Genomic DNA, 19,257 nt, shown 5'->3' with positions numbered 1-19,257 from the left:
TATGGATTGGAATGTTTGAAGGTTCCAATTCATGTCGCATTTTCACGGCTGTGACTGCTTTGCATCCCGCTTGGATTGCGGTATCGCACGTGGATGAAACTCATCATCGACACAGACCCCGGCATCGACGACGCGATGGCGATTGCCTACGCCGCCGCCGCCCCAGAGATTGACCTGATTGGCCTGACCACTGTTTTCGGCAACACGCACGTGCATCAATCCAGTCGGAACGCTCGGTTTTTGCAGGACAAGCTCGGGCTGGGAATTCCGGTTGCAGAAGGCGCCGACTTTGCTTGGGGAGAGGACGCACACGCGCCGTCCAGGCATGTGCACGGTCCCGAGGGGTTCGGGGACATCACCGATATCCCCCAGGTCGGTGAAAACCACGCGTTGGCTGCCGCTGAATACCTTGTGGAAATGGCGCGGGTGCATCAGGGGGAACTGGTTATCTGTGCAGTCGGGCCCCTAACGAATATTGCCGATGCGATCCACTTGGACCCTGCGTTTTCATCGAACATTGCGCGATTGGTCATTATGGGCGGCGCGGTGTTTTCAAAAGGCAATGTCACCGAGCACGCCGAGGCCAATATCTATCATGATACCAAGGCTGCTGATGCGGTCTTTGCGAACCCACCCCAGACCATCTTGGTCGGCTTGGATGTCACGCTGAAAACGCTTTATGAAACAGCGGATTTCGAGGCATTGGCGGAAAGGTCTCCGCAAATCGGAGGGTTTCTTAACGAAATCTCTAAGTTCTATCTGAAGTTTTATCGCGAGGTAGGTGGGCTGGAAGGCTGCGGCCTGCACGATTCCACGGCCGTTATTGGCTGCACACATGACGCGTTGTTCGAAACGGTCGCGACCGGACTTCGTGTCATTCATGACGGGCCCGAGGTAGGGGCGACACGGGTCGACCCCTCAAGACCGCCGGTTCACGTGTGCCACAATGTGGATGGGGCAGGGGTCGTGCGTCTGTTTACCGAACGGGTTGCTTCACTTCCCTGACGGCTTGCATTGACCCCGCATTTGCGGCAAAGCCTGCCCGGTTCAGTGACCCGAGACACAGATATGACCCAGCGATTTTCATTCGAGTTGAAAGCCACCGATGGCAAGGCCCGCACAGGTGTGATCAGTACGCCGCGCGGTGACGTTCGTACACCAGCCTTCATGCCCGTCGGAACGGCGGCCACGGTCAAAGCGATGATGCCCGAAAGCGTCCGTGCCACGGGTGCCGACATCCTTTTGGGCAATACTTACCACCTGATGCTACGACCGACCGCTGAACGGATCGACCGGTTAGGCGGGTTGCACAAGTTCATGAACTGGGATCGTCCGATTCTGACTGACTCGGGTGGGTTTCAGGTCATGTCGCTCGCCGGGCTACGGAAGCTGACCGAGAAGGGCGTGACCTTCAAATCGCATATTGACGGCTCGAAGCATGAATTATCCCCCGAAAGGTCTATGGAAATTCAACGCCTTTTGGGGTCGGACATCGTCATGTGTTTTGATGAATGCCCAGCGCTGCCCGCAGATCGAGACAGGATCGCCGAGTCGATGAGTCTTTCGATGCGATGGGCCGAAAGGTCTCGCGATGCGTTTGGCGACCGACCCGGACATGCGTTGTTCGGCATCATGCAAGGCGGGCTTGAGAGCGACTTAAGGCAAGAAAGCGCAGAGGCACTGAAAAATATCGGCTTTGAGGGCTACGCCATCGGTGGTCTGGCCGTGGGCGAAGGGCAGGAGGCCATGTTCGACTGCCTCGATTATGCGCCGGAGTTTCTACCTACGGATAAGCCGCGCTACTTGATGGGTGTCGGCAAACCCGATGATATCGTCGGCGCGGTCGCGCGTGGTGTGGACATGATGGATTGCGTTCTGCCATCAAGATCGGGCCGAACAGGTCAGGTGTTCACGCGCAGAGGTGTTGTGAACATCAAGAACGCGCGCCATGCCGACGATCCGCGCCCTCTGGACGAAGAATGCACATGTCCAGCTTGTTCGAACTACTCTCGCGCCTATTTGCACCACGTATTCCGGGCCAATGAAATGATCTCGGGCATGCTGCTGACGTGGCACAATCTGCATTACTTCCAGGAAATCATGCAGGGCATGCGGGAGGCGATTGCAGGCGGCGCATTTGACGCGTGGCAGGCGGACTTTCACGCAAATCGCGCCCAAGGCGACATTGAGCCGGTTTAACGCGCATAAATTACGCCATTGTGCTAAAATCAGTGGATATGTCCTTGGGACGCCTTGCAGTCGATAAAACCTCGGGTCATTGTGCTCGACGATACGCGGCGATGAGGTTGAAATGGGCTCACAGGTGCCCCACCTTTATCGTCCAAGACAGGAGACGGTCGGCGGTTGCCTGAATCAGGGACCAGTGCCGTCTTGCCAATGATAAGGATAGAGCATGCAAGAGCCTCTGAACTCCTCATACCCCGTTCTGCCGCTGCGCGATATCGTGGTTTTCCCACACATGATCGTGCCGCTGTTTGTGGGCCGTGACAAATCGGTCCGCGCGCTGGAAGAGGTCATGCAGGATGACAAGCAAATTCTGTTGTCCAGCCAGATTGACCCCGGTGACGACGACCCCTCGGTTGACGGCATTTTCCAATCCGGCGTGCTGGCCAACGTTCTGCAACTGCTGAAGCTGCCCGATGGTACTGTGAAAGTGCTGGTCGAAGGTCAGGCGCGGGTGCAGATCACCGAATTTCTCGAAAATGACGACTTTTTTGAGGCCCGGGCGGAATACCTGACCGAAATCCCCGGCGATGTCACCACGACCGAAGCGCTGCTGCGCACAGTTGCCGATGAGTTCGAGCGTTACGCAAAAGTGCGTAAAAATATCCCCGAAGAGGCGCTGACCGCTGTTGGCGAAACCACCGAGCCTGCAAAGCTGGCTGATTTGGTTTCGGGCCATCTGGGCATCGAGGTAGAGCAAAAGCAGGAACTGCTGGAAACCCTCAGCGTCAGCGAGCGGCTTGAGAAGGTCTATGGCCTGATGCAGGGCGAGATGTCGGTTCTGCAGGTCGAGAAAAAGATCAAGACCCGCGTCAAATCCCAGATGGAGAAGACGCAGCGCGAGTATTATCTGAATGAGCAGATGAAGGCCATTCAGAAAGAGCTTGGCGATGGTGAGGACGGCAGCAACGAAGTTGCCGAGCTGGAAGCCAAAATCGCCGAGACCAAGCTGTCGAAAGAGGCGCGCGAAAAGGCCGAAGGCGAGCTGAAAAAGCTGCGCAACATGAGCCCGATGTCGGCCGAGGCCACCGTCGTGCGCAACTATCTGGACTGGATTCTGTCGCTGCCTTGGGGAACCAAATCCCGTGTCAAAAAGGATCTGGGCCGCGCGCAGGACATTCTGGATGATGATCATTACGGGCTGGAGAAGGTTAAAGAGCGGATCGTTGAGTACCTTGCGGTGCAGCAGCGTTCGAAAAAGCTGAAAGGCCCGATCCTGTGCCTTGTTGGCCCTCCGGGCGTGGGTAAAACCAGTTTGGGTAAGTCGGTTGCCAAAGCCACGGGGCGCGAGTTTATTCGCATCTCGCTGGGCGGCGTGCGCGACGAGTCCGAGATTCGCGGCCACCGTCGGACCTACATCGGGTCGATGCCGGGCAAGATCATTCAGGCGCTGAAAAAGGCGAAAACCACGAACCCGCTGATCTTGTTGGATGAAATCGACAAGATGGGGCAGGATTTCCGTGGTGACCCGGCTTCGGCGATGCTTGAGGTGTTGGACCCCGAACAGAACAACACGTTCATGGATCACTACCTTGAGGTCGAATATGACCTGTCCAACGTGATGTTCCTGACGACCTCGAACAGCTACAACATGCCTGGTCCTCTGCTGGACCGGATGGAAATCATTCCGCTGGCCGGTTACACCGAAGAGGAAAAATCCGAGATCGCCAAGCAGCACCTGATCGGCAAGCAGGTCAAAAACCATGGTCTGAAGGACAAAGAGTTCGAACTGACCGACGAGGCGCTGCAATCGATCATCCGTACCTATACCCGCGAGGCGGGCGTTCGGAACCTCGAACGTGAAATCGCCAAGGTGGCGCGGAAGTCGCTGACCAAGATCATCAAGAAAGAGGCGGACTCGGTTACCGTAACGCCTGACAATCTGGATGATTTCCTGGGCGTGCCCAAGTTCCGTTACGGTCTGGCCGAACAGGACGATCAAGTCGGTGTGGTCACAGGTCTGGCGTGGACGTCCGTGGGCGGTGACTTGCTGCATATCGAGGCGCTGAAACTGCCCGGTAAGGGCCGGATGAAGACAACCGGTAAGCTGGGCGATGTGATGAAGGAATCCATCGACGCGGCTTCGTCCTACGTGCGTTCCATTTCGCCGAAGATCGGGGTGAAACCTCCGAAATTCGACACGCTGGATATTCACGTCCATGTGCCGGATGGGGCAACGCCCAAGGACGGTCCAAGCGCGGGCCTTGCAATGGTGACATCTATTGTGTCCGTGCTGACAGGTATCCCTGTTCGCAAGGATATCGCGATGACGGGCGAAGTGTCTCTGCGCGGCAACGCGATGCCGATTGGCGGCTTGAAAGAAAAGCTGCTGGCAGCGCTGCGTGGCGGGATCAAGACGGTGCTGATACCGGAAGAGAACGAAAAGGACTTGGCCGATATTCCGGACAATGTGAAAGAAGGTCTGACGATCATTCCGGTCAAGCATGTGTCCGAAGTGTTGGCGCAAGCGCTGGTCGATACGCCCGAGCCCATTGAATGGGACGAGGCAGCAGAAGAGGCCGCGACCGCCGCGGCGGCGGCCAAGGATTCTTCGGGTGCCTCGGCGACAGCGCACTAGGGTTTGCTAGTAAGACTTGAGAAAGGGGCGCGGTCCATTCCGCGCCCCTTTTTCTCAATTCGTTGACAACGTGACTTACGTCGTATGTCGTAAGCCGGCTTGGGGCACTTTCAGCGGAGATGAGAATGGTGGGTGATAAGAGATTTGAACTCCTGACATCTTCGATGTGAACGAAGCGCTCTACCACTGAGCTAATCACCCATAAGGCGCGCTGTTAACCTGTCCATCGAATCTTGGCAAGAGAACCATCCGACCAAATCGATTTATTCGGGTGAAATGACTTTGGTCTGTCCGTGCACATTGGTTCTTTTCGGGAATTTCTGGGGGCAGATCAAAAAACTTGAAAACGCCGCTTGACGCTGCCCGACCGTAGCCATAATACACCCAAACGTTCAACGATGAACGGGCAGTGGGCGGTTGTAGCTCAGTTGGTTAGAGTACCGGCCTGTCACGCCGGGGGTCGCGGGTTCGAGCCCCGTCAACCGCGCCATCACTGTCATCCCTGGTCCGGGACAATGGCCACGAAAATAGATGCGCGGTTGTAGCTCAGTTGGTCAGAGTACCGGCCTGTCACGCCGGGGGTCGCGGGTTCGAGCCCCGTCAACCGCGCCATTTTCCCCTAAAACCCGAACAGTTCTCAATCGCATTGCAGCGCCGGTTGCGGTATGTCATCGGTGTCGCTGAAGTGTGAATTCAGCCCAAGGTGAATCCCGTGACCAGTCTGAACCGGATCGTGATGGCGCGCCGCAGTAGACAGTGGATTCGCGCTTTGCATCCACCCTCGCTGGACGTGTTCGAGATTTCCGGTTCGTGGGGCAAACAATTCGCATTCCAAAGCTATATTCAGGCTTGGCGGCGGCAGCATGACATTTGCCATGGTCCACTACTGGATGATCAGCGCGATGTCCGACAGTTCGATCTGATCCTGGCCAATCAGGTCTGGGAGCATTTGGACCGGCCCTATGAGGCTACGTTGAACGTGCTTGAGATGCTGCGCCCCGGGGGTCATTTCTGGCTGGCTGTGCCGTTTTTCATCCCGTTTCATGCGGCCCCGAATGACTGTTCCCGCTGGTCCGCGCGCGGCTTGACGAACCTGCTTATTGAATGTGGGTTCGACCCGAATGGCATTAAAGCCGAACAATGGGGCAATCGTCGCGCAGCGTTGCGAAATCTGGAACTTGAATGGCCTCCAACCTACGATCCCGAAAGTGATGACCTGGAAAATGATCCGGATTTTCCAATTTGCGCATGGGCACTGGCCCGAAAAGCGGCAGAGTAAGGTGCCCCCGGTAGAAAATCCGCTCGTTCTTTGTTTGTTCTAATTTTTTGGTTGGAGACTCAGCGCCGCTCGCCTATCTCTGTGGGACGCATGTGTTGGGGGCCAGAATGGCTGAGCTGAAGAATATCGAGGTGCGCGGTGCGCGTGAGCATAACCTCAAAAGCATTGATGTAGACATCCCGCGGGATCAACTGGTGGTGATCACCGGCCTGTCAGGCTCGGGCAAGTCGTCGTTGGCTTTTGACACGATCTATGCCGAGGGTCAGCGCCGCTATGTCGAAAGCTTGTCGGCCTATGCGCGTCAGTTCCTGGACATGATGGAAAAGCCCGATGTTGATCACATCAGCGGTCTGAGCCCGGCGATTTCGATTGAGCAGAAGACGACGTCAAAAAACCCGCGCTCGACCGTGGGGACTGTGACCGAGATTTACGACTATCTGCGTCTTTTGTTCGCCCGTGCTGGCACGCCTTTCAGCCCGGCCACAGGCTTGCCGATCGAAGCGCAGCAGGTGCAAGACATGGTCGACCGTATCATGACGATGGAGGAGGGCACGCGCGGCTACCTGCTGGCCCCGATCGTGCGGGACCGGAAGGGTGAGTATAAAAAAGAGTTTTTGGAGCTGCGCAAGCAGGGCTTTCAGCGTGTGAAAGTTGACGGTGCGTTTTACGAGTTGGACGAACCGCCAACCCTGGACAAGAAATTTCGCCATGACATTGACGTGGTCGTGGACCGCCTTGTCGTGCGTGAAGGGATGGAAACGCGGCTGGCCGACAGTCTGCGAACCGCTTTGGATCTGGCGGATGGAATCGCTGTTCTGGAAACCGCTCCAAAGGAAGGCGACCCGGATCGGATCACGTTCAGCGAGAATTTTGCCTGTCCCGTCAGTGGTTTCACCATCCCCGAGATTGAACCACGCCTGTTCTCGTTCAACGCGCCGTTCGGCGCCTGTCCGGATTGCGACGGTCTGGGGGTTGAACTGTTCTTTGACGAGCGGTTGGTCGTACCCGATCAGACGCTAAAGCTCTATGACGGGGCGCTGGCACCGTGGCGCAAGGGAAAGTCCCCGTATTTCCTGCAAACGATCGAGGCCATCGCGCGTCATTATGAGTTCGATAAGAACACGCCTTGGAAAGATCTTCCCAAGAAGGTTCAACAGGTGTTCCTGCGGGGCTCGGGCGATGAGGAAATCCAGTTCCGCTATGATGAAGGCGGGCGTGTGTATCAGGTCACTCGCAGTTTCGAAGGCGTCATCCCCAACATGGAACGCCGCTATCGCGAGACCGACAGCGCCTGGATCCGCGAGGAATTCGAACGCTATCAGAACAACCGTCCTTGCGGAACGTGCGAAGGCTATCGTCTGCGCGCCGAAGCCCTCGCCGTCAAAATCGCGGGACAGCATGTGGGGCAAGTCGTTCAGATGTCGATCCGAGAGGCTTTGGCGTGGGTTGAGGATGCGCCGAACCATCTGAGCGAACAGAAGAACGAGATTGCGCGGGCTATTCTGAAGGAGATCCGAGAGCGTCTGGGTTTCCTGAATAATGTTGGATTGGAATACCTTACGCTATCACGTTCAAGCGGCACGCTGTCAGGCGGCGAAAGCCAGCGCATCCGGTTGGCCAGTCAGATCGGGTCGGGTCTCACGGGTGTTCTGTACGTATTGGATGAGCCTTCCATCGGTCTGCATCAACGCGACAACGATCGCCTGCTCGGCACGCTCAAGAACCTGCGGGATCAGGGCAATACAGTGATTGTCGTAGAACATGATGAGGAAGCCATTCGCGAAGCGGATTACGTCTTTGATATCGGCCCCGGAGCAGGTGTCCATGGAGGGCAGGTGGTCAGTCATGGAACGCCTGACAGCATCGCAAGCGATGCGGCCTCGATCACCGGGCAGTACTTGTCCGGAACGCGTGAAATTGCGGTTCCAACCGAGCGGCGGAAAGGCAAGAAGCACAAGGTTAAGGTGGTCAAGGCGACAGGTAACAACCTGAGGAACGTCACGGCTGAGTTCCCGCTGGGCAAGTTTGTCTGTGTTACTGGCGTGTCTGGCGGTGGTAAATCGACCCTGACGATTGAGACGTTGTTCAAAACAGCTTCGATGCGCCTCAACGGCGCGCGTCAAACGCCTGCGCCCTGCGAGACGATCAAAGGGTTGGAGCATCTGGACAAGGTCATCGACATTGACCAGCGCCCGATCGGGCGAACTCCGCGTTCGAATCCAGCAACTTACACCGGGGCTTTCACCCCAATCCGCGACTGGTTCTCAGGGCTGCCCGAGGCCAAAGCACGGGGTTACAAGCCCGGTCGCTTCAGCTTTAACGTCAAAGGTGGTCGGTGCGAGGCCTGTCAGGGCGACGGTGTCATCAAGATCGAGATGCACTTTTTGCCCGACGTATATGTTACCTGTGAAACCTGCAAAGGCGCGCGCTACAATCGCGAGACATTGGAGATTAAGTTCAAGGGCAAGTCTATCGCAGATGTGCTTGATATGACTGTGGAAGACGCGCAGGAGTTCTTTAAGGCCGTACCCTCGATCCGGGACAAGATGGATGCGCTGGCACGGGTGGGTCTTGGGTATATCAAGGTCGGACAGCAGGCCACCACACTGTCAGGGGGCGAGGCGCAACGGGTTAAACTTTCCAAAGAATTGTCCAAACGCTCAACCGGGCGAACACTGTACATCCTTGATGAACCGACAACGGGACTTCATTTTGAAGACGTGCGTAAGCTGTTGGAAGTGCTGCACGAACTGGTTGACCAAGGCAACACGGTGATCGTGATCGAACACAATCTGGATGTTGTCAAAACGGCAGATTGGATTATCGATATCGGTCCCGAGGGCGGCGACGGCGGTGGTCAGATCGTCGCCGAGGGCACGCCCGAGGATGTCGCTGCGAATGAGCGCAGCTATACCGGACAGTATCTCAAACCGATGTTGAACGCAGAAAGAGTGGCGGCTGAATAGCGCGCTTTAATACAGAATGTCAGCGACCGCACCGATCAGGTTCAGGACTTTCCGTGTGTCCGGGTCGATACGGTACACGTAATCGCCAGCGCGAACGTAATCGCCGCCACGACGTAAGCCATAGCGGTATGGATCATTGATCCAGACGTAATTGTCGGTAATGCGATCCCCGACACGATACCGGTTCTTCACCTGACCCGGCGGTACGCAAGGTACGGCCTTCTTCGCCAGACCCGGGGGGCAATGCGCTTTGCCACCGACTTTGACGCCATAGTCAGGGGACACGCGCTCGACTTGAATTTTGCTTTTGTTCTTTCCTTTGCCATTTCCGGCGACAGCCGCAATCGGGGTAATGGCCAACAGGGCAATTACGGACAAACAGGTCAGGGTCTTCATCAATCAAGCTCCAACATCGACAACGCACTCATGACAGGGTTTACGAAACACAGATAGTGCTTCGGTACACAGATTTGGAGGTTTGTGCGGAAATTCGCCGTCGAAGTCTCAGGAACGACCGCGCTTTTCGAACCTTGGCAGCATCGCGCTGAAGTCCTGACCCAGCCCGCCCTCGTTCTCGACAAACTGCTCGTACAACGCGGTCGCTGCCTGTCCCATCGGAGTGTCAGCGTCTGCACTGTCAGCGGCTTGCTGACTGAGGCGAAGGTCCTTCAGCATCAGTTCAGCCGCGAATCCGGGCTGGTAGTCGTTGTCCGCCGGGCTTTGCGGACCAACGCCGGGGGCAGGGCAATAGGCATTCATGGTCCAGCTATAGCCGGACGAGGTGCTGACCACATCAAACATCTTTTGCCGGTCCAGACCGAGTTTGTCGGCGAGGGCGAACGCCTCGCAGGTGGCAATCATAGTGACACCAAGGATCATGTTGTTACAAATCTTGGCAGCCTGGCCGGAACCGGCCTCACCACAGTGAACGGCCTTCTGGCCCATGATGTCGAACAGGGGGGCGGCCAAAGCAAAGGCGGCCTCGGAACCTCCGGCCATAAAGGTCAACGTGCCCGCTGCCGCACCGCCAATACCACCCGAAACCGGAGCGTCGACAGCCAAAAGCCCAGCCTCAGTTGCTTGTTCGGCCACATCACGGGCGCTGTCTACATCGACGGTCGAGCAATCAATGAAAACGGCGCCGGATTTCATGACTGGCACAATCTCGGCGGCTACGGATCGCAGGATCTGCCCGTTTGGGAGCATTGTGATAACGGCTTGGGCGTCTGCGACGGCGTCAGCGGCAGACGGAACCATCGCAACGCCATCGACCGAGACATCCGCCATGTCAAAACCGACGATGTCATGTCCGGCGCGCGCAAGATTAGCGGCCATGGGCGCGCCCATATTTCCCAATCCGATGAAGGCGATCTTCATACCTTTCTCCTCCTCAAATTTCAGGGCGTTTTGCCCAAGCGGGCGCAACATTTTGGAAACCGCAACGGGGGGGACGTTCATATCGGCATACTGCCACTGCGGGTTGCGGTCCTTTTCTATGATCTGCGCGCGGATGCCTTCAAGAAAGTCGCCATGCTCCATCGCGCGGTAGGTGAACCGGTATTCCAGTTCCAGGGCCTTGCGTTGCGTCAACGATGGCCCTTTGAGCCTGTGCAGCATTTCGATGGCGCAGGCCATGGCCAGGGGGGAGTTTTTCTGCAACTTTGCCAACGCGTGAGTGGCGAAATCACCGCCATCATTGCTCAGGTTATTGACAATATCGCCCAGAGATTCTCCTCCGAACAAGCGGTCGATCTCATCTTGTTGTTGTTCCAACGCACTTTGCGGCGGGGTTTGCGCATGATTGTCCAGCAACGACGCATCACCGGATGCTTCCATCAACTCGATGAGCTCCGGCCACATCGATTCCGGGATGTAAACGTCTGCAAAGCCAGCGTAAATCGCATCTGAGGCACCCATTCGGGTTGCAGTTGTTCCGAGATATTCGCCGAGGCGGCCAGGTGCCAACGCCAACATCAGCGATCCGCCCACGTCCGGCACCAGTCCAATCCCGCATTCGGGCATCGCGATTTTCGAGCTTTCACCGACGACGCGATGGCTGCCGTGGCAGCCAATGCCGACACCTCCACCCATCGTGAAACCCTGCAAGAAGCTGACGACAGGCTTGGGATATTCGAAAATCAAAGCGTTCAACAGGTATTCGTCGCGCCAGAACGTCTGACCATAGGCAAAATCACCGTTGGTCCCGGTCTTATACAGTTCGGCAATGTCGCCGCCGGCACAAAACGCCTTGTCGCCCTCGGCATCGAGAATGATCAGATCGACTGCATCATCCTCGCGCCAGTTCCGCAACGCGGTATCTATGGCCATGCACATTTCATAACTCAGCGCGTTGAGGGCTTTGGGCCGTGTCAGGGTGATGCGCCCGGCGCGCCCCGTGTTTCGGATATCGATGTCAGCCATTTTGTCCTCAGCGATTGGTCAGCATTTGCCGCGCAACGATGACGCGCATGATCTCGTTCGTGCCTTCCAATATCTGATGCACCCGCAGATCGCGCACAAGCTTTTCGATCCCGTAATCTGCCAGATAGCCGTAACCGCCATGCAGTTGCAGACATTGATCGACAATTTTCGATCCGGTTTCGGTCACGAACTTCTTGGCCATGGCACAGAATTTGGTTGCGTCCGGCGCGCCCTGATCCAGTTTCCACGCGGCTTGACGCAGGAAGACGCGCGCTGCCTGCAATTCGATCTCCATATCGGCCAACCGGAACTGAAGGGCCTGAAACTGATCTATTGATTGCCCAAACGCCTTTCGTTCGGACATGTATTGCAGAGTCATATCCAGACCAGACTGCGCAGCGCCCAGAGAGCATGAGGCGATGTTCAGCCGTCCGCCATCTAGCCCCATCATGGCATATTTGAAACCATCGCCCTCGGAACCGACCAGATTGTCAGACGGGATTTTGCAATCGTCGAATTGAACCTGCGCCGTCGGCTGACTTTTCCACCCCATCTTTTGTTCCAGCGCACCAAAGCTGAGACCATCGGTTCCGTCTTCAACATAAACGGTCGAGATTCCTTTGGGCCCATCCGCGCCCGTCCGAACCATGCAGACATAGGCGTCCGAATACCCGCCACCCGAAATAAAGGCCTTGGTTCCGTTCAGCGTGTATCCTTCATTTGTCCGGTCCGCTCGTGTCTTCAAGGCCGCCGCGTCTGATCCTGAACCTGGCTCCGTCAGGCAATAGCTCAGCACGGTCTTCAGGCTCAGGACATCCGACATGATGCGGGATTTCAATGTGTCGTTGGCAAAGCTGTCCAGCATCTTGGCGCACATGTTGTGGATCGACAGGAACGCTGCGACAGACGGGCAGGCCATAGACAGCGCTTCGAACACGAGCGTTGCGTCCAGTCTGGACAAGCCCGAGCCACCGCTTTCCTCTGAAACATAAAGCCCACCGAACCCTAGCTCTCCGACCTTGGGCCACAGCTCTTTTGGGATTGTGCCGTCTGCTTCCCACTGCCGCGCAAACGGCGCGATGTTCTCCTGTCCAAAGGCATATGCCATGTCGAAAATGGCCGTTTGTTCCTCGGTCAGCGCGAAATCCATGGCGATGCGTTCCTTGTAGCCTGAAGAATTGAACAAGCGTTTTATTCTTCAATCCTTACAGAAATTTTTCAGCGTCGGCAAACATTGGGTTCGCGTGGCGTGTGTCGAAATTCGACGCCCGGCAAAGCCTTGCTATAGGTCCTGGTGAAATTCGTCGATCAGGTGACGCACCACGGCCCGTCCCGGATCGTCACCCCGCGCGCTGGCTTCGGCGTGAATACGTCGTTGGCGAGTGGCCGAGGTGCCGGTCTCGGCAATCTGGCGCAGGCGTGCCAATTCGGTCATGGTGCCCAACGCTTCGGTGTCTTCGGCCAGCATCCCCATCAACTCGCCGATCAGTTCAGGCATGGGTTTGATGGATCGATCCCCGAAATCGATCAGACCTTCGCCCACACCATATCGTTGTGCCCGCCACCGATTCTCGCCAATAAGAAACCGATCATATTGCCGCCAGCGCAGGTTGCGATCTTTCAGGCGACAGAGCATCCGTGTCAGCGCCTGAACCATGGCGGCCAACGAAAGCGTATGCTCCAACCGCGGCTGCACGTCCATAATGCGGGTCTCAAGCGTGGGGAACCGGTGTGAAGGTCGCAAATCCCACCAGATTTTCGATGTGTCTTCGATTACGCCCAATTCGACCAGAATACCGGTGGTGCGCTCATACTCGGACCAACTGCCAAAAACAGGCGGAAGGCCGGTGCGGGGGAGATTATCAAAAACAGTAAGCCTGTAGGACGACAGGCCAGTATCCTCGCCATTCCAAAAGGGTGAAGATGTCGACAGAGCCAGCAAATGCGGAAGGAAATAGGACAGCTGCGGGATCAAATCCGCACGCAAGGCGGCATCGTCGACCCCCACATGAACATGCATTCCGCAGATCAGCATGCGACGGGCGACGCCGCCCAATGCGTGCTGTAATGCATCATACCGCTCTTTTCGCGTATGATGTTGGTCCTTCCAATTGGCGAACGGGTGGCAGGAAACGGCGATTGGGGCGAGGTTGTAGTCGGCAGAGCGTTTGGCGACACAGGATCGCAATCGTTTCAGGTCATCACGGGCGGATTTGATGGTCGTATGTGGTCGCGTGCCAACTTCGATCTGGCACTGCAGAAATTCAGGGCTGACCTGACCTTCGAAATCCGATTGACACGCTTCGATGAGGGCGATGGGGGCCTGGGCAAGCTGCAGGCTGTCGCGGTCGACCAGAAGGTATTCCTCTTCTATACCCAGCGTGAATTCCTGCTGCATGGCGCTCCTCGTAATACAATTCGGATCAGTGAATACGCAAATCGCCTCTTTGCCAAGGGTTTGGCGCACTGGCGCTTGCGGAGCCCGGGGCAGCGGCGGTATGGAACGGAGCAAGTGAAAAAGTGGAGCCAGCCCGTGAAACCCAGAAAATTTCCTCAGATCAACGCCGCCCTTGATGAGCTTGGCGTTCGACTGGTCGACAAGGTGACCGAGCAGGAAGAACGGGCGCGGCTGGAGGCATTCGAACGGGCAGGTGGACTGACACGACCCGCTTACGCGTTGTCGCCCGGCATGGACGAGTTCGATATCTCGCAACTGGTTACGGAATACAAACAGCATGCGGACGAGCTGCAAGCCCTGAAGGACCCGTCGCGAAACCAGACGGGTTACCGGCCCGAAAACGGATACTATGACAGCCCGGATGCGGATGCGCTTTACCTGATGATTCGACGCTTCCAGCCCAAACGTGTGATCGAGGTTGGGTGCGGAAACTCAACCCGGGTGACCCGCCAGGCCATTCTTGATGCGAACTTGCAGACCGAGATCACAGCCATCGATCCGTATCCACGTGCCGACATCGCGCACGTGGTGGACAGGTTCGAACAAAAACGCCTGGAAGAAGTAGACCCCAGCCTGTTTGATCAACTCGAGTCCGGCGACATACTATTCATCGATTCCAGCCACGTGGTTCGGATGAGCAATGACGTCGCGCATCTGTTCTGCCGCATCATTCCCTCGCTGAAACCGGGTGTCGTCATCCATGTGCACGATGTTTTCTTGCCCTACGAATACCCCAAGCGGTTCTTCTATGACTGCCCGGGTTGGGGCGAGCAATACATGCTGCATGCTTTGCTGCAATCCGGCGCGTTTTCAATGCTTTGGCCGGGGTATTACCTGCAAAAAGACCGCCCTGATGCGGTTGGGGCTTTGCCGTTTTTGAAGGACGGTCGTGCGCAAAGTATCTGGGTACAAATCAAAGAAAATTGACCTCTTTGTGATCCGGCCCGACACACGCCCCGTACCCCTTTCCATAACAAGCTGGAGAGGAGAAGACAGCAATGTTCCGCCGTACATTCTTGGGTGCTGCCGCAGCACTAGCACTGACACTGCCTGCCAAGGCACAGGCCGCCGATATCGTTGACACTGCGGTTGCCGCAGGATCCTTCAACACGCTGGTTGCAGCGGTTCAAGCCGCAGGTTTGGTCGATACGCTGAAGGGGGCCGGTCCGTACACTGTGTTTGCTCCTACCGACGAAGCGTTCGCTGCACTGCCCGAAGGAACGGTTGAAACTCTGTTGTTGCCCGAAAACAAAGATCAATTGGTTGAGATTCTGACATACCACGTCGTTCCGGCAAAGGTCATGTCCGGTGACATTGCTGGCAAGCGCGCTAAGGTTCTGACCGTCCAGGGTGATCGCCTGAGCGTCAACGCAAAGCGCGGCGTCAAAGTTAACGATGCCGAGGTCATTCAGGCCGATATCGAAGCCAGCAACGGGGTGATCCATGTTGTGGACGCAGTGATCCTGCCCGAATGATTCCGCCCATTTGCGGAAGAAAAGCCCCGGTCCTGAAGGCCGGGGCTTTGTTGTTTCAAACCAGTCGAACCTGCGTGCCGATTTGCACCAGCGGATACAGCTCTTCGACGTGCTGATTGTAAAGACCGATGCAGCCAGATGAGCTTTGCCGTCCGATCTTGCGCGTGTCATGGGTGCCATGCACCAGATATGCGGGCCAAGTCAGGTACATCGCGCGTGTCCCAAGCGGGTTTCCTGGCTCACCACCGTCCATCCTGATCGGCAGCGATGGATCACGCTCGCGCATCGAGGACGTGGGTGTCCAGCTTGGGTTTTCCGTTTTGCGAACCACTTTGGTGTAGCCGCGTTTGGTCAGTTCCTCGCTCATCGGAACTGAACTTGGGTACAGTTTGTATGTGCCGTCCGGCCCCCAATAATGCACCGCGCGGCTGGTGATATCCGCCAACAGCGCGCCGACGCCGAGTTCATCAAAATGATCTTCCCAGCTTTGCTGCGAGAAGGATGACACATTCCGGCGCACTGGCAGTTGCGTGCTGATGGCTTCTTCGTCCTGTGGGAACGCGTCAATGCTTTGTGCGCGCACCAAAGCAGGTGTCGCGATCAAAGATGCAGCCCCCAACAGGGCAGAGCGGCGGGTCATGCGGGATTGGGACAAAGGTGCCTCCGGAAAGATGAACTGCTCAGTCTATGGTTTGGAGGTAAAATATTGGTGAATGCCGCAATTTTCCAGAGGTCCGCATCTGAATTTCTCGTGAGAATTTGCCAAAAGAAAAGGCAGCCCGAATTGGGCCGCCTCTGTCAGCTATTCGACCAGATCAATCCATGGCCTTAAAGTTGAATTCACCACCTTCTTTGATACCAGACGGCCAGCGAGATGTCACTGTCTTGGTGCGCGTGTAAAACTTGAAGCTGTCCGGTCCGTGCTGGTTCAGGTCGCCGAACATCGATTTCTTCCAGCCCCCAAAAGTGTGGTAAGCCAGTGGCACAGGAATTGGCACGTTGATGCCGACCATGCCAATATTCACACGGCTGGCAAAGTCACGCGCGGTGTCACCATCACGGGTGAAAATTGCAGTACCATTACCGTATTCGTGGTCCATCGCCAGTTTCAGCGCTTCGTCATAGGAACCGGCGCGGACTGTGGACAAAACCGGGCCGAAGATTTCCTGTTTGTAGATGTCCATGTCCGGGGTGACATGATCAAACAGGTGCGGGCCGACAAAGAAACCATCCTCGTAGCCTTGAAGGCTGAAATCACGGTTATCAACAACCAGCTTGGCCCCTTGCTCAACACCAGAATTGATCAGTCCAAGGATACGCTCTTTTGCGGCACCCGTTACAACAGGACCCATGTCAACGTCATCACCGGCTGTGTAGGGGCCGACTTTGAGCTTTTCGACACGCGGGATCAGCTTTTCGATCAAGGCATCCGCAGTTGACTCGCCAACAGGAACAGCGACCGAAATTGCCATGCAGCGTTCGCCCGCGGCACCGAAACCTGCGCCAACCAAAGCATCTGCTGCCTGATCCATATCGGCGTCAGGCATAACAATCATGTGGTTTTTCGCGCCACCGAAACACTGCGCGCGTTTGCCGCTCGCCGTTGCGCGCGAATAAATGTATTGCGCAATCGGGGTCGAACCCACGAAGGACACGCCCTGAATGATCTCACTGTCCAGCAAGGTGTCGACAGCCTCCTTGTCTCCGTTCACCACCTGGAAAACACCCTTGGGCAAACCCGCTTCGACGAACAACTCAGCCAGCATCAGTGGAACCGAGGGGTCTCGTTCGGACGGTTTCAGGACCACAGCGTTGCCACATGCCAGCGCCGGGCCGACATGCCACAAGGGCATCATCGCAGGAAAGTTGAACGGCATGATCGAGGCGACCACACCCAGCGGCTGACGCATGGAATACATGTCGATGCCGGGGCCCGCACTGTCAGTGAATTCACCTTTCAGCATCTGCGGCGCACCGATGCAGTACTCGATGACCTCCAGCCCGCGCTGCAGATCGCCCTTGGCATCTGGAATTGTCTTGCCGTGTTCGCGGCTGAGTACTTCTGCCAACTTGTCCATGTCGCGGTTCATCAAGCCAACCATGGCCATCATCACGCGCGCGCGCTTTTGCGGATTGGTCGCGCCCCATTCGACCTGAGCGGCAGCGGCATCTTCTATGGCCTTGGTTGTCTCGGCCGCGCTGGCCATTGGGCATTTGTATTGAGCTTCGCCGGTTGCCGGGTTGAACACATCGTCAAACCGGCCAGAGGTGCCAGCCACCATTTCGCCGTTCAGAAAGTGGGTGAGATCATTCATCGCAAAATCCTCCGCATGGGTTTGCGCGCAGAATAGGCTTGCGAAAATCCCTTGAACAGAGGCAATGTTCCAAAGTTGTTTTGCGAAAATGCAAAGGGTGGCGGATGAACCCGAACTGGGATGACATGCGTGTGTTTCTGGCCGTCGCGCGTGAGGAGAGCCTTTCTGCCGCCGGTCGCGTGTTAAAGCTCGACCCCGCAACCGTTGGGCGGCGCATCGCGCGGTTGGAGGCTGTGTTAGATTCGGTCTTGTTCACAAAATCGCAACAGGGCTACGTGCTGACGGTCGCGGGCACACGCCTGATGGATCATGGGTTGTTGGCCGAGGACGCCATGCGCGCCGCAACGGGCGCCGTGACAGGTTCGACAGAAACGCTAAGCGGTCAAATCCGGATCGGGGCACCGGATGGGTGTGCGAATTACCTTTTGCCGCAGGTCTGCGCACGGATCAGCGACGCCAACCCCGACCTCGACATTCAAATCCTGGCGCTGCCACGGTTGATCAACCTGTCGCGGCGCGAAGCCGATATGGCCATTTCGGTCAGTGCGCCCACCGCCGGAAAGCTGTTGGTTAAAAAAATAACGGACTACAAGCTGCATCTTGTGGCGAGCCAAAGCTATCTGAACCGGCATTCCCGCATTCAGAGTCTAAGTGACCTGAACGATCACCGAATGATTGGTTACATCCCGGACATGATTTTTGACCAGGAATTGGACTATCTGAATGACATTGGCGTTGACCGTGTCGCTCTTGCATCGAATTCGGTTTCGGTTCAATTGCGTCAGGTCTCGCTTGGGACGGGCGTTTGCGTGGCGCATGATTTCACGCTGCCGTTTCACCCGGAGCTTCGGAAAATAGTGACGGATCAGGTCAGTTTGACGCGACGGTTCTATCTGGTCAGGCATCGGGGTGACCAGCGCAACGAGCGATTGAACAGTTTTGCGCAGGCGCTGACGCTTGGTCTTCGCGACGAGGTCGCGCGGCTTGAAGCCGAAGCTTCACCTTGACAGGTTCAGGCATTCCGGCAACGCTTTGTATTACGTAAAGTTATTTTCGGAGGTTTTTCGTATGCTCGTCCAGGCTATTCTGAAGTCAAAGGCCACGGAAGGGGTCGTGACGGTGGAACCTACGGTGACCGTATCCGAAGCAGCCGAGATTTTGGCAAACAAGCGAATAGGGACGGTCATCGTCTCGGACGATGGCGGCGAAACTGCCGCAGGAATCCTCTCCGAGCGCGATATTGTCCGAGAATTGGCTGCCAGCGGCAGCGGCTGCCTGAAGAAACCGGTCAGCGAGTATATGACGCGGGAACTGATCACTGCCAGTCGTCAGGACACGGTTGAGGGCATCCTTTCGCAGATGACCGAGGGCCGCTTTCGCCATATGCCCGTTCTTGAGGAGGGCAAGCTGGTTGGTATTGTGACCCTTGGCGACGTCGTCAAGGCGCAATTGGCTGAACTTGCGATGGAGAAAGATGCCTTGGAAGGCATGATTATGGGGCATTAACCCCTTTGGGCCGCT

15 protein-coding genes, 3 tRNA genes and 1 pseudogene are annotated in these 19,257 nt (G+C 56.6%); 11 read left to right on the top strand and 8 right to left on the bottom strand.

Features of this window, described 5'->3' with window-relative positions:
• The first annotated feature begins 93 nt into the window (after positions 1 to 93).
• From ACR0CR_RS01060 to lon, 3 genes are all read left to right on the top strand, one after another.
• A complete protein-coding gene (locus tag ACR0CR_RS01060; RefSeq protein WP_480595927.1) occupies positions 94 to 1,005 on the top strand; it encodes a nucleoside hydrolase in 912 nt (303 codons plus the stop codon).
• A gap of 63 nt (positions 1,006 to 1,068) precedes the next feature.
• Positions 1,069 to 2,199 carry a tRNA guanosine(34) transglycosylase Tgt gene (gene tgt, locus ACR0CR_RS01055; RefSeq protein ID WP_480595925.1) on the top strand — a complete coding sequence of 377 codons (1,131 nt, stop codon included), beginning with the start codon at positions 1,069 to 1,071 and terminating at the stop codon, positions 2,197 to 2,199.
• A 214-nt stretch (positions 2,200 to 2,413) separates the two neighbouring features.
• Positions 2,414 to 4,822: an endopeptidase La gene (lon, locus tag ACR0CR_RS01050; protein ID WP_480595923.1), complete on the top strand. Its 2,409-nt coding sequence runs from the start codon at positions 2,414 to 2,416 to the stop codon at positions 4,820 to 4,822.
• Between the two features lie 126 nt (positions 4,823 to 4,948).
• On the opposite strand, the gene ACR0CR_RS01045 is transcribed toward lon, so the two are convergent.
• Positions 4,949 to 5,023 (bottom strand) — tRNA-Val (locus ACR0CR_RS01045).
• Between the two features lie 212 nt (positions 5,024 to 5,235).
• Here ACR0CR_RS01045 and ACR0CR_RS01040 point away from each other — a divergent pair.
• The 4 genes from ACR0CR_RS01040 to uvrA all read left to right on the top strand — a co-directional run bounded on the left by ACR0CR_RS01040 (position 5,236) and on the right by uvrA (position 9,067).
• Positions 5,236 to 5,312, top strand: a tRNA-Asp gene (locus ACR0CR_RS01040).
• A 45-nt stretch (positions 5,313 to 5,357) separates the two neighbouring features.
• Positions 5,358 to 5,434, top strand: a tRNA-Asp gene (locus ACR0CR_RS01035).
• 100 nt (positions 5,435 to 5,534) lie between these two features.
• On the top strand, positions 5,535 to 6,101 hold the full coding sequence (locus tag ACR0CR_RS01030; RefSeq protein ID WP_480595921.1) for a methyltransferase domain-containing protein: 567 nt from the start codon (positions 5,535 to 5,537) through the stop codon (positions 6,099 to 6,101).
• Positions 6,102 to 6,208: 107 nt separating this feature from the next.
• Complete coding sequence (uvrA, locus tag ACR0CR_RS01025; protein WP_480595919.1) at positions 6,209 to 9,067, top strand: excinuclease ABC subunit UvrA; 2,859 nt, start codon at positions 6,209 to 6,211, stop codon at positions 9,065 to 9,067.
• A gap of 6 nt (positions 9,068 to 9,073) precedes the next feature.
• Here the strand turns inward: uvrA and ACR0CR_RS01020 are convergent, their stop codons facing one another.
• The 5 genes and pseudogenes from ACR0CR_RS01020 to ACR0CR_RS01000 form a co-directional block, all read right to left on the bottom strand.
• Positions 9,074 to 9,463, bottom strand: coding sequence for a hypothetical protein (locus ACR0CR_RS01020; protein WP_480595917.1), 390 nt, complete (start codon positions 9,461 to 9,463; stop codon positions 9,074 to 9,076).
• Between the two features lie 108 nt (positions 9,464 to 9,571).
• Positions 9,572 to 10,444: a 3-hydroxyisobutyrate dehydrogenase gene (gene mmsB, locus ACR0CR_RS01015; RefSeq protein ID WP_480597493.1), complete on the bottom strand. Its 873-nt coding sequence runs from the start codon at positions 10,442 to 10,444 to the stop codon at positions 9,572 to 9,574.
• A 30-nt stretch (positions 10,445 to 10,474) separates the two neighbouring features.
• Positions 10,475 to 11,488, bottom strand: a pseudogene (locus ACR0CR_RS01010) (enoyl-CoA hydratase/isomerase family protein); the annotation flags it as partial.
• Between the two features lie 7 nt (positions 11,489 to 11,495).
• Entirely contained in the window at positions 11,496 to 12,638 is a 1,143-nt protein-coding gene (locus tag ACR0CR_RS01005; RefSeq protein ID WP_480597492.1) for an acyl-CoA dehydrogenase family protein, read from the bottom strand.
• A 132-nt stretch (positions 12,639 to 12,770) separates the two neighbouring features.
• Positions 12,771 to 13,886 (bottom strand): carboxylate-amine ligase, encoded by a 1,116-nt coding sequence (locus ACR0CR_RS01000; protein WP_480595916.1) that lies wholly within the window; start codon positions 13,884 to 13,886, stop codon positions 12,771 to 12,773.
• 135 nt (positions 13,887 to 14,021) lie between these two features.
• Between ACR0CR_RS01000 and ACR0CR_RS00995 the strand changes: the two genes are divergently transcribed.
• Positions 14,022 to 14,873 carry a class I SAM-dependent methyltransferase gene (locus ACR0CR_RS00995; protein ID WP_480595915.1) on the top strand — a complete coding sequence of 284 codons (852 nt, stop codon included), beginning with the start codon at positions 14,022 to 14,024 and terminating at the stop codon, positions 14,871 to 14,873.
• Positions 14,874 to 14,944: 71 nt separating this feature from the next.
• On the top strand, positions 14,945 to 15,421 hold the full coding sequence (locus ACR0CR_RS00990; RefSeq protein WP_170653215.1) for a fasciclin domain-containing protein: 477 nt from the start codon (positions 14,945 to 14,947) through the stop codon (positions 15,419 to 15,421).
• 55 nt (positions 15,422 to 15,476) lie between these two features.
• Here the strand turns inward: ACR0CR_RS00990 and ACR0CR_RS00985 are convergent, their stop codons facing one another.
• Complete coding sequence (locus ACR0CR_RS00985; protein WP_480597490.1) at positions 15,477 to 16,061, bottom strand: L,D-transpeptidase; 585 nt, start codon at positions 16,059 to 16,061, stop codon at positions 15,477 to 15,479.
• Between the two features lie 175 nt (positions 16,062 to 16,236).
• Complete coding sequence (locus ACR0CR_RS00980) at positions 16,237 to 17,736, bottom strand: CoA-acylating methylmalonate-semialdehyde dehydrogenase (RefSeq protein ID WP_480595913.1); 1,500 nt, start codon at positions 17,734 to 17,736, stop codon at positions 16,237 to 16,239.
• 104 nt (positions 17,737 to 17,840) lie between these two features.
• Here ACR0CR_RS00980 and ACR0CR_RS00975 point away from each other — a divergent pair, with 104 nt between their 5' ends.
• Complete coding sequence (locus ACR0CR_RS00975) at positions 17,841 to 18,743, top strand: LysR family transcriptional regulator (RefSeq protein ID WP_480595911.1); 903 nt, start codon at positions 17,841 to 17,843, stop codon at positions 18,741 to 18,743.
• A gap of 61 nt (positions 18,744 to 18,804) precedes the next feature.
• Positions 18,805 to 19,242 (top strand): CBS domain-containing protein, encoded by a 438-nt coding sequence (locus tag ACR0CR_RS00970; RefSeq protein ID WP_480595909.1) that lies wholly within the window; start codon positions 18,805 to 18,807, stop codon positions 19,240 to 19,242.
• The last annotated feature ends 15 nt before the right edge of the window (positions 19,243 to 19,257 follow it).

The sequence above is a fragment of the Ruegeria sp. AM2 genome, from assembly GCF_056540685.1.
Note: the sequence above shows the minus strand (reverse complement) of the source record. Positions and strands in the feature narration are given on the sequence as shown.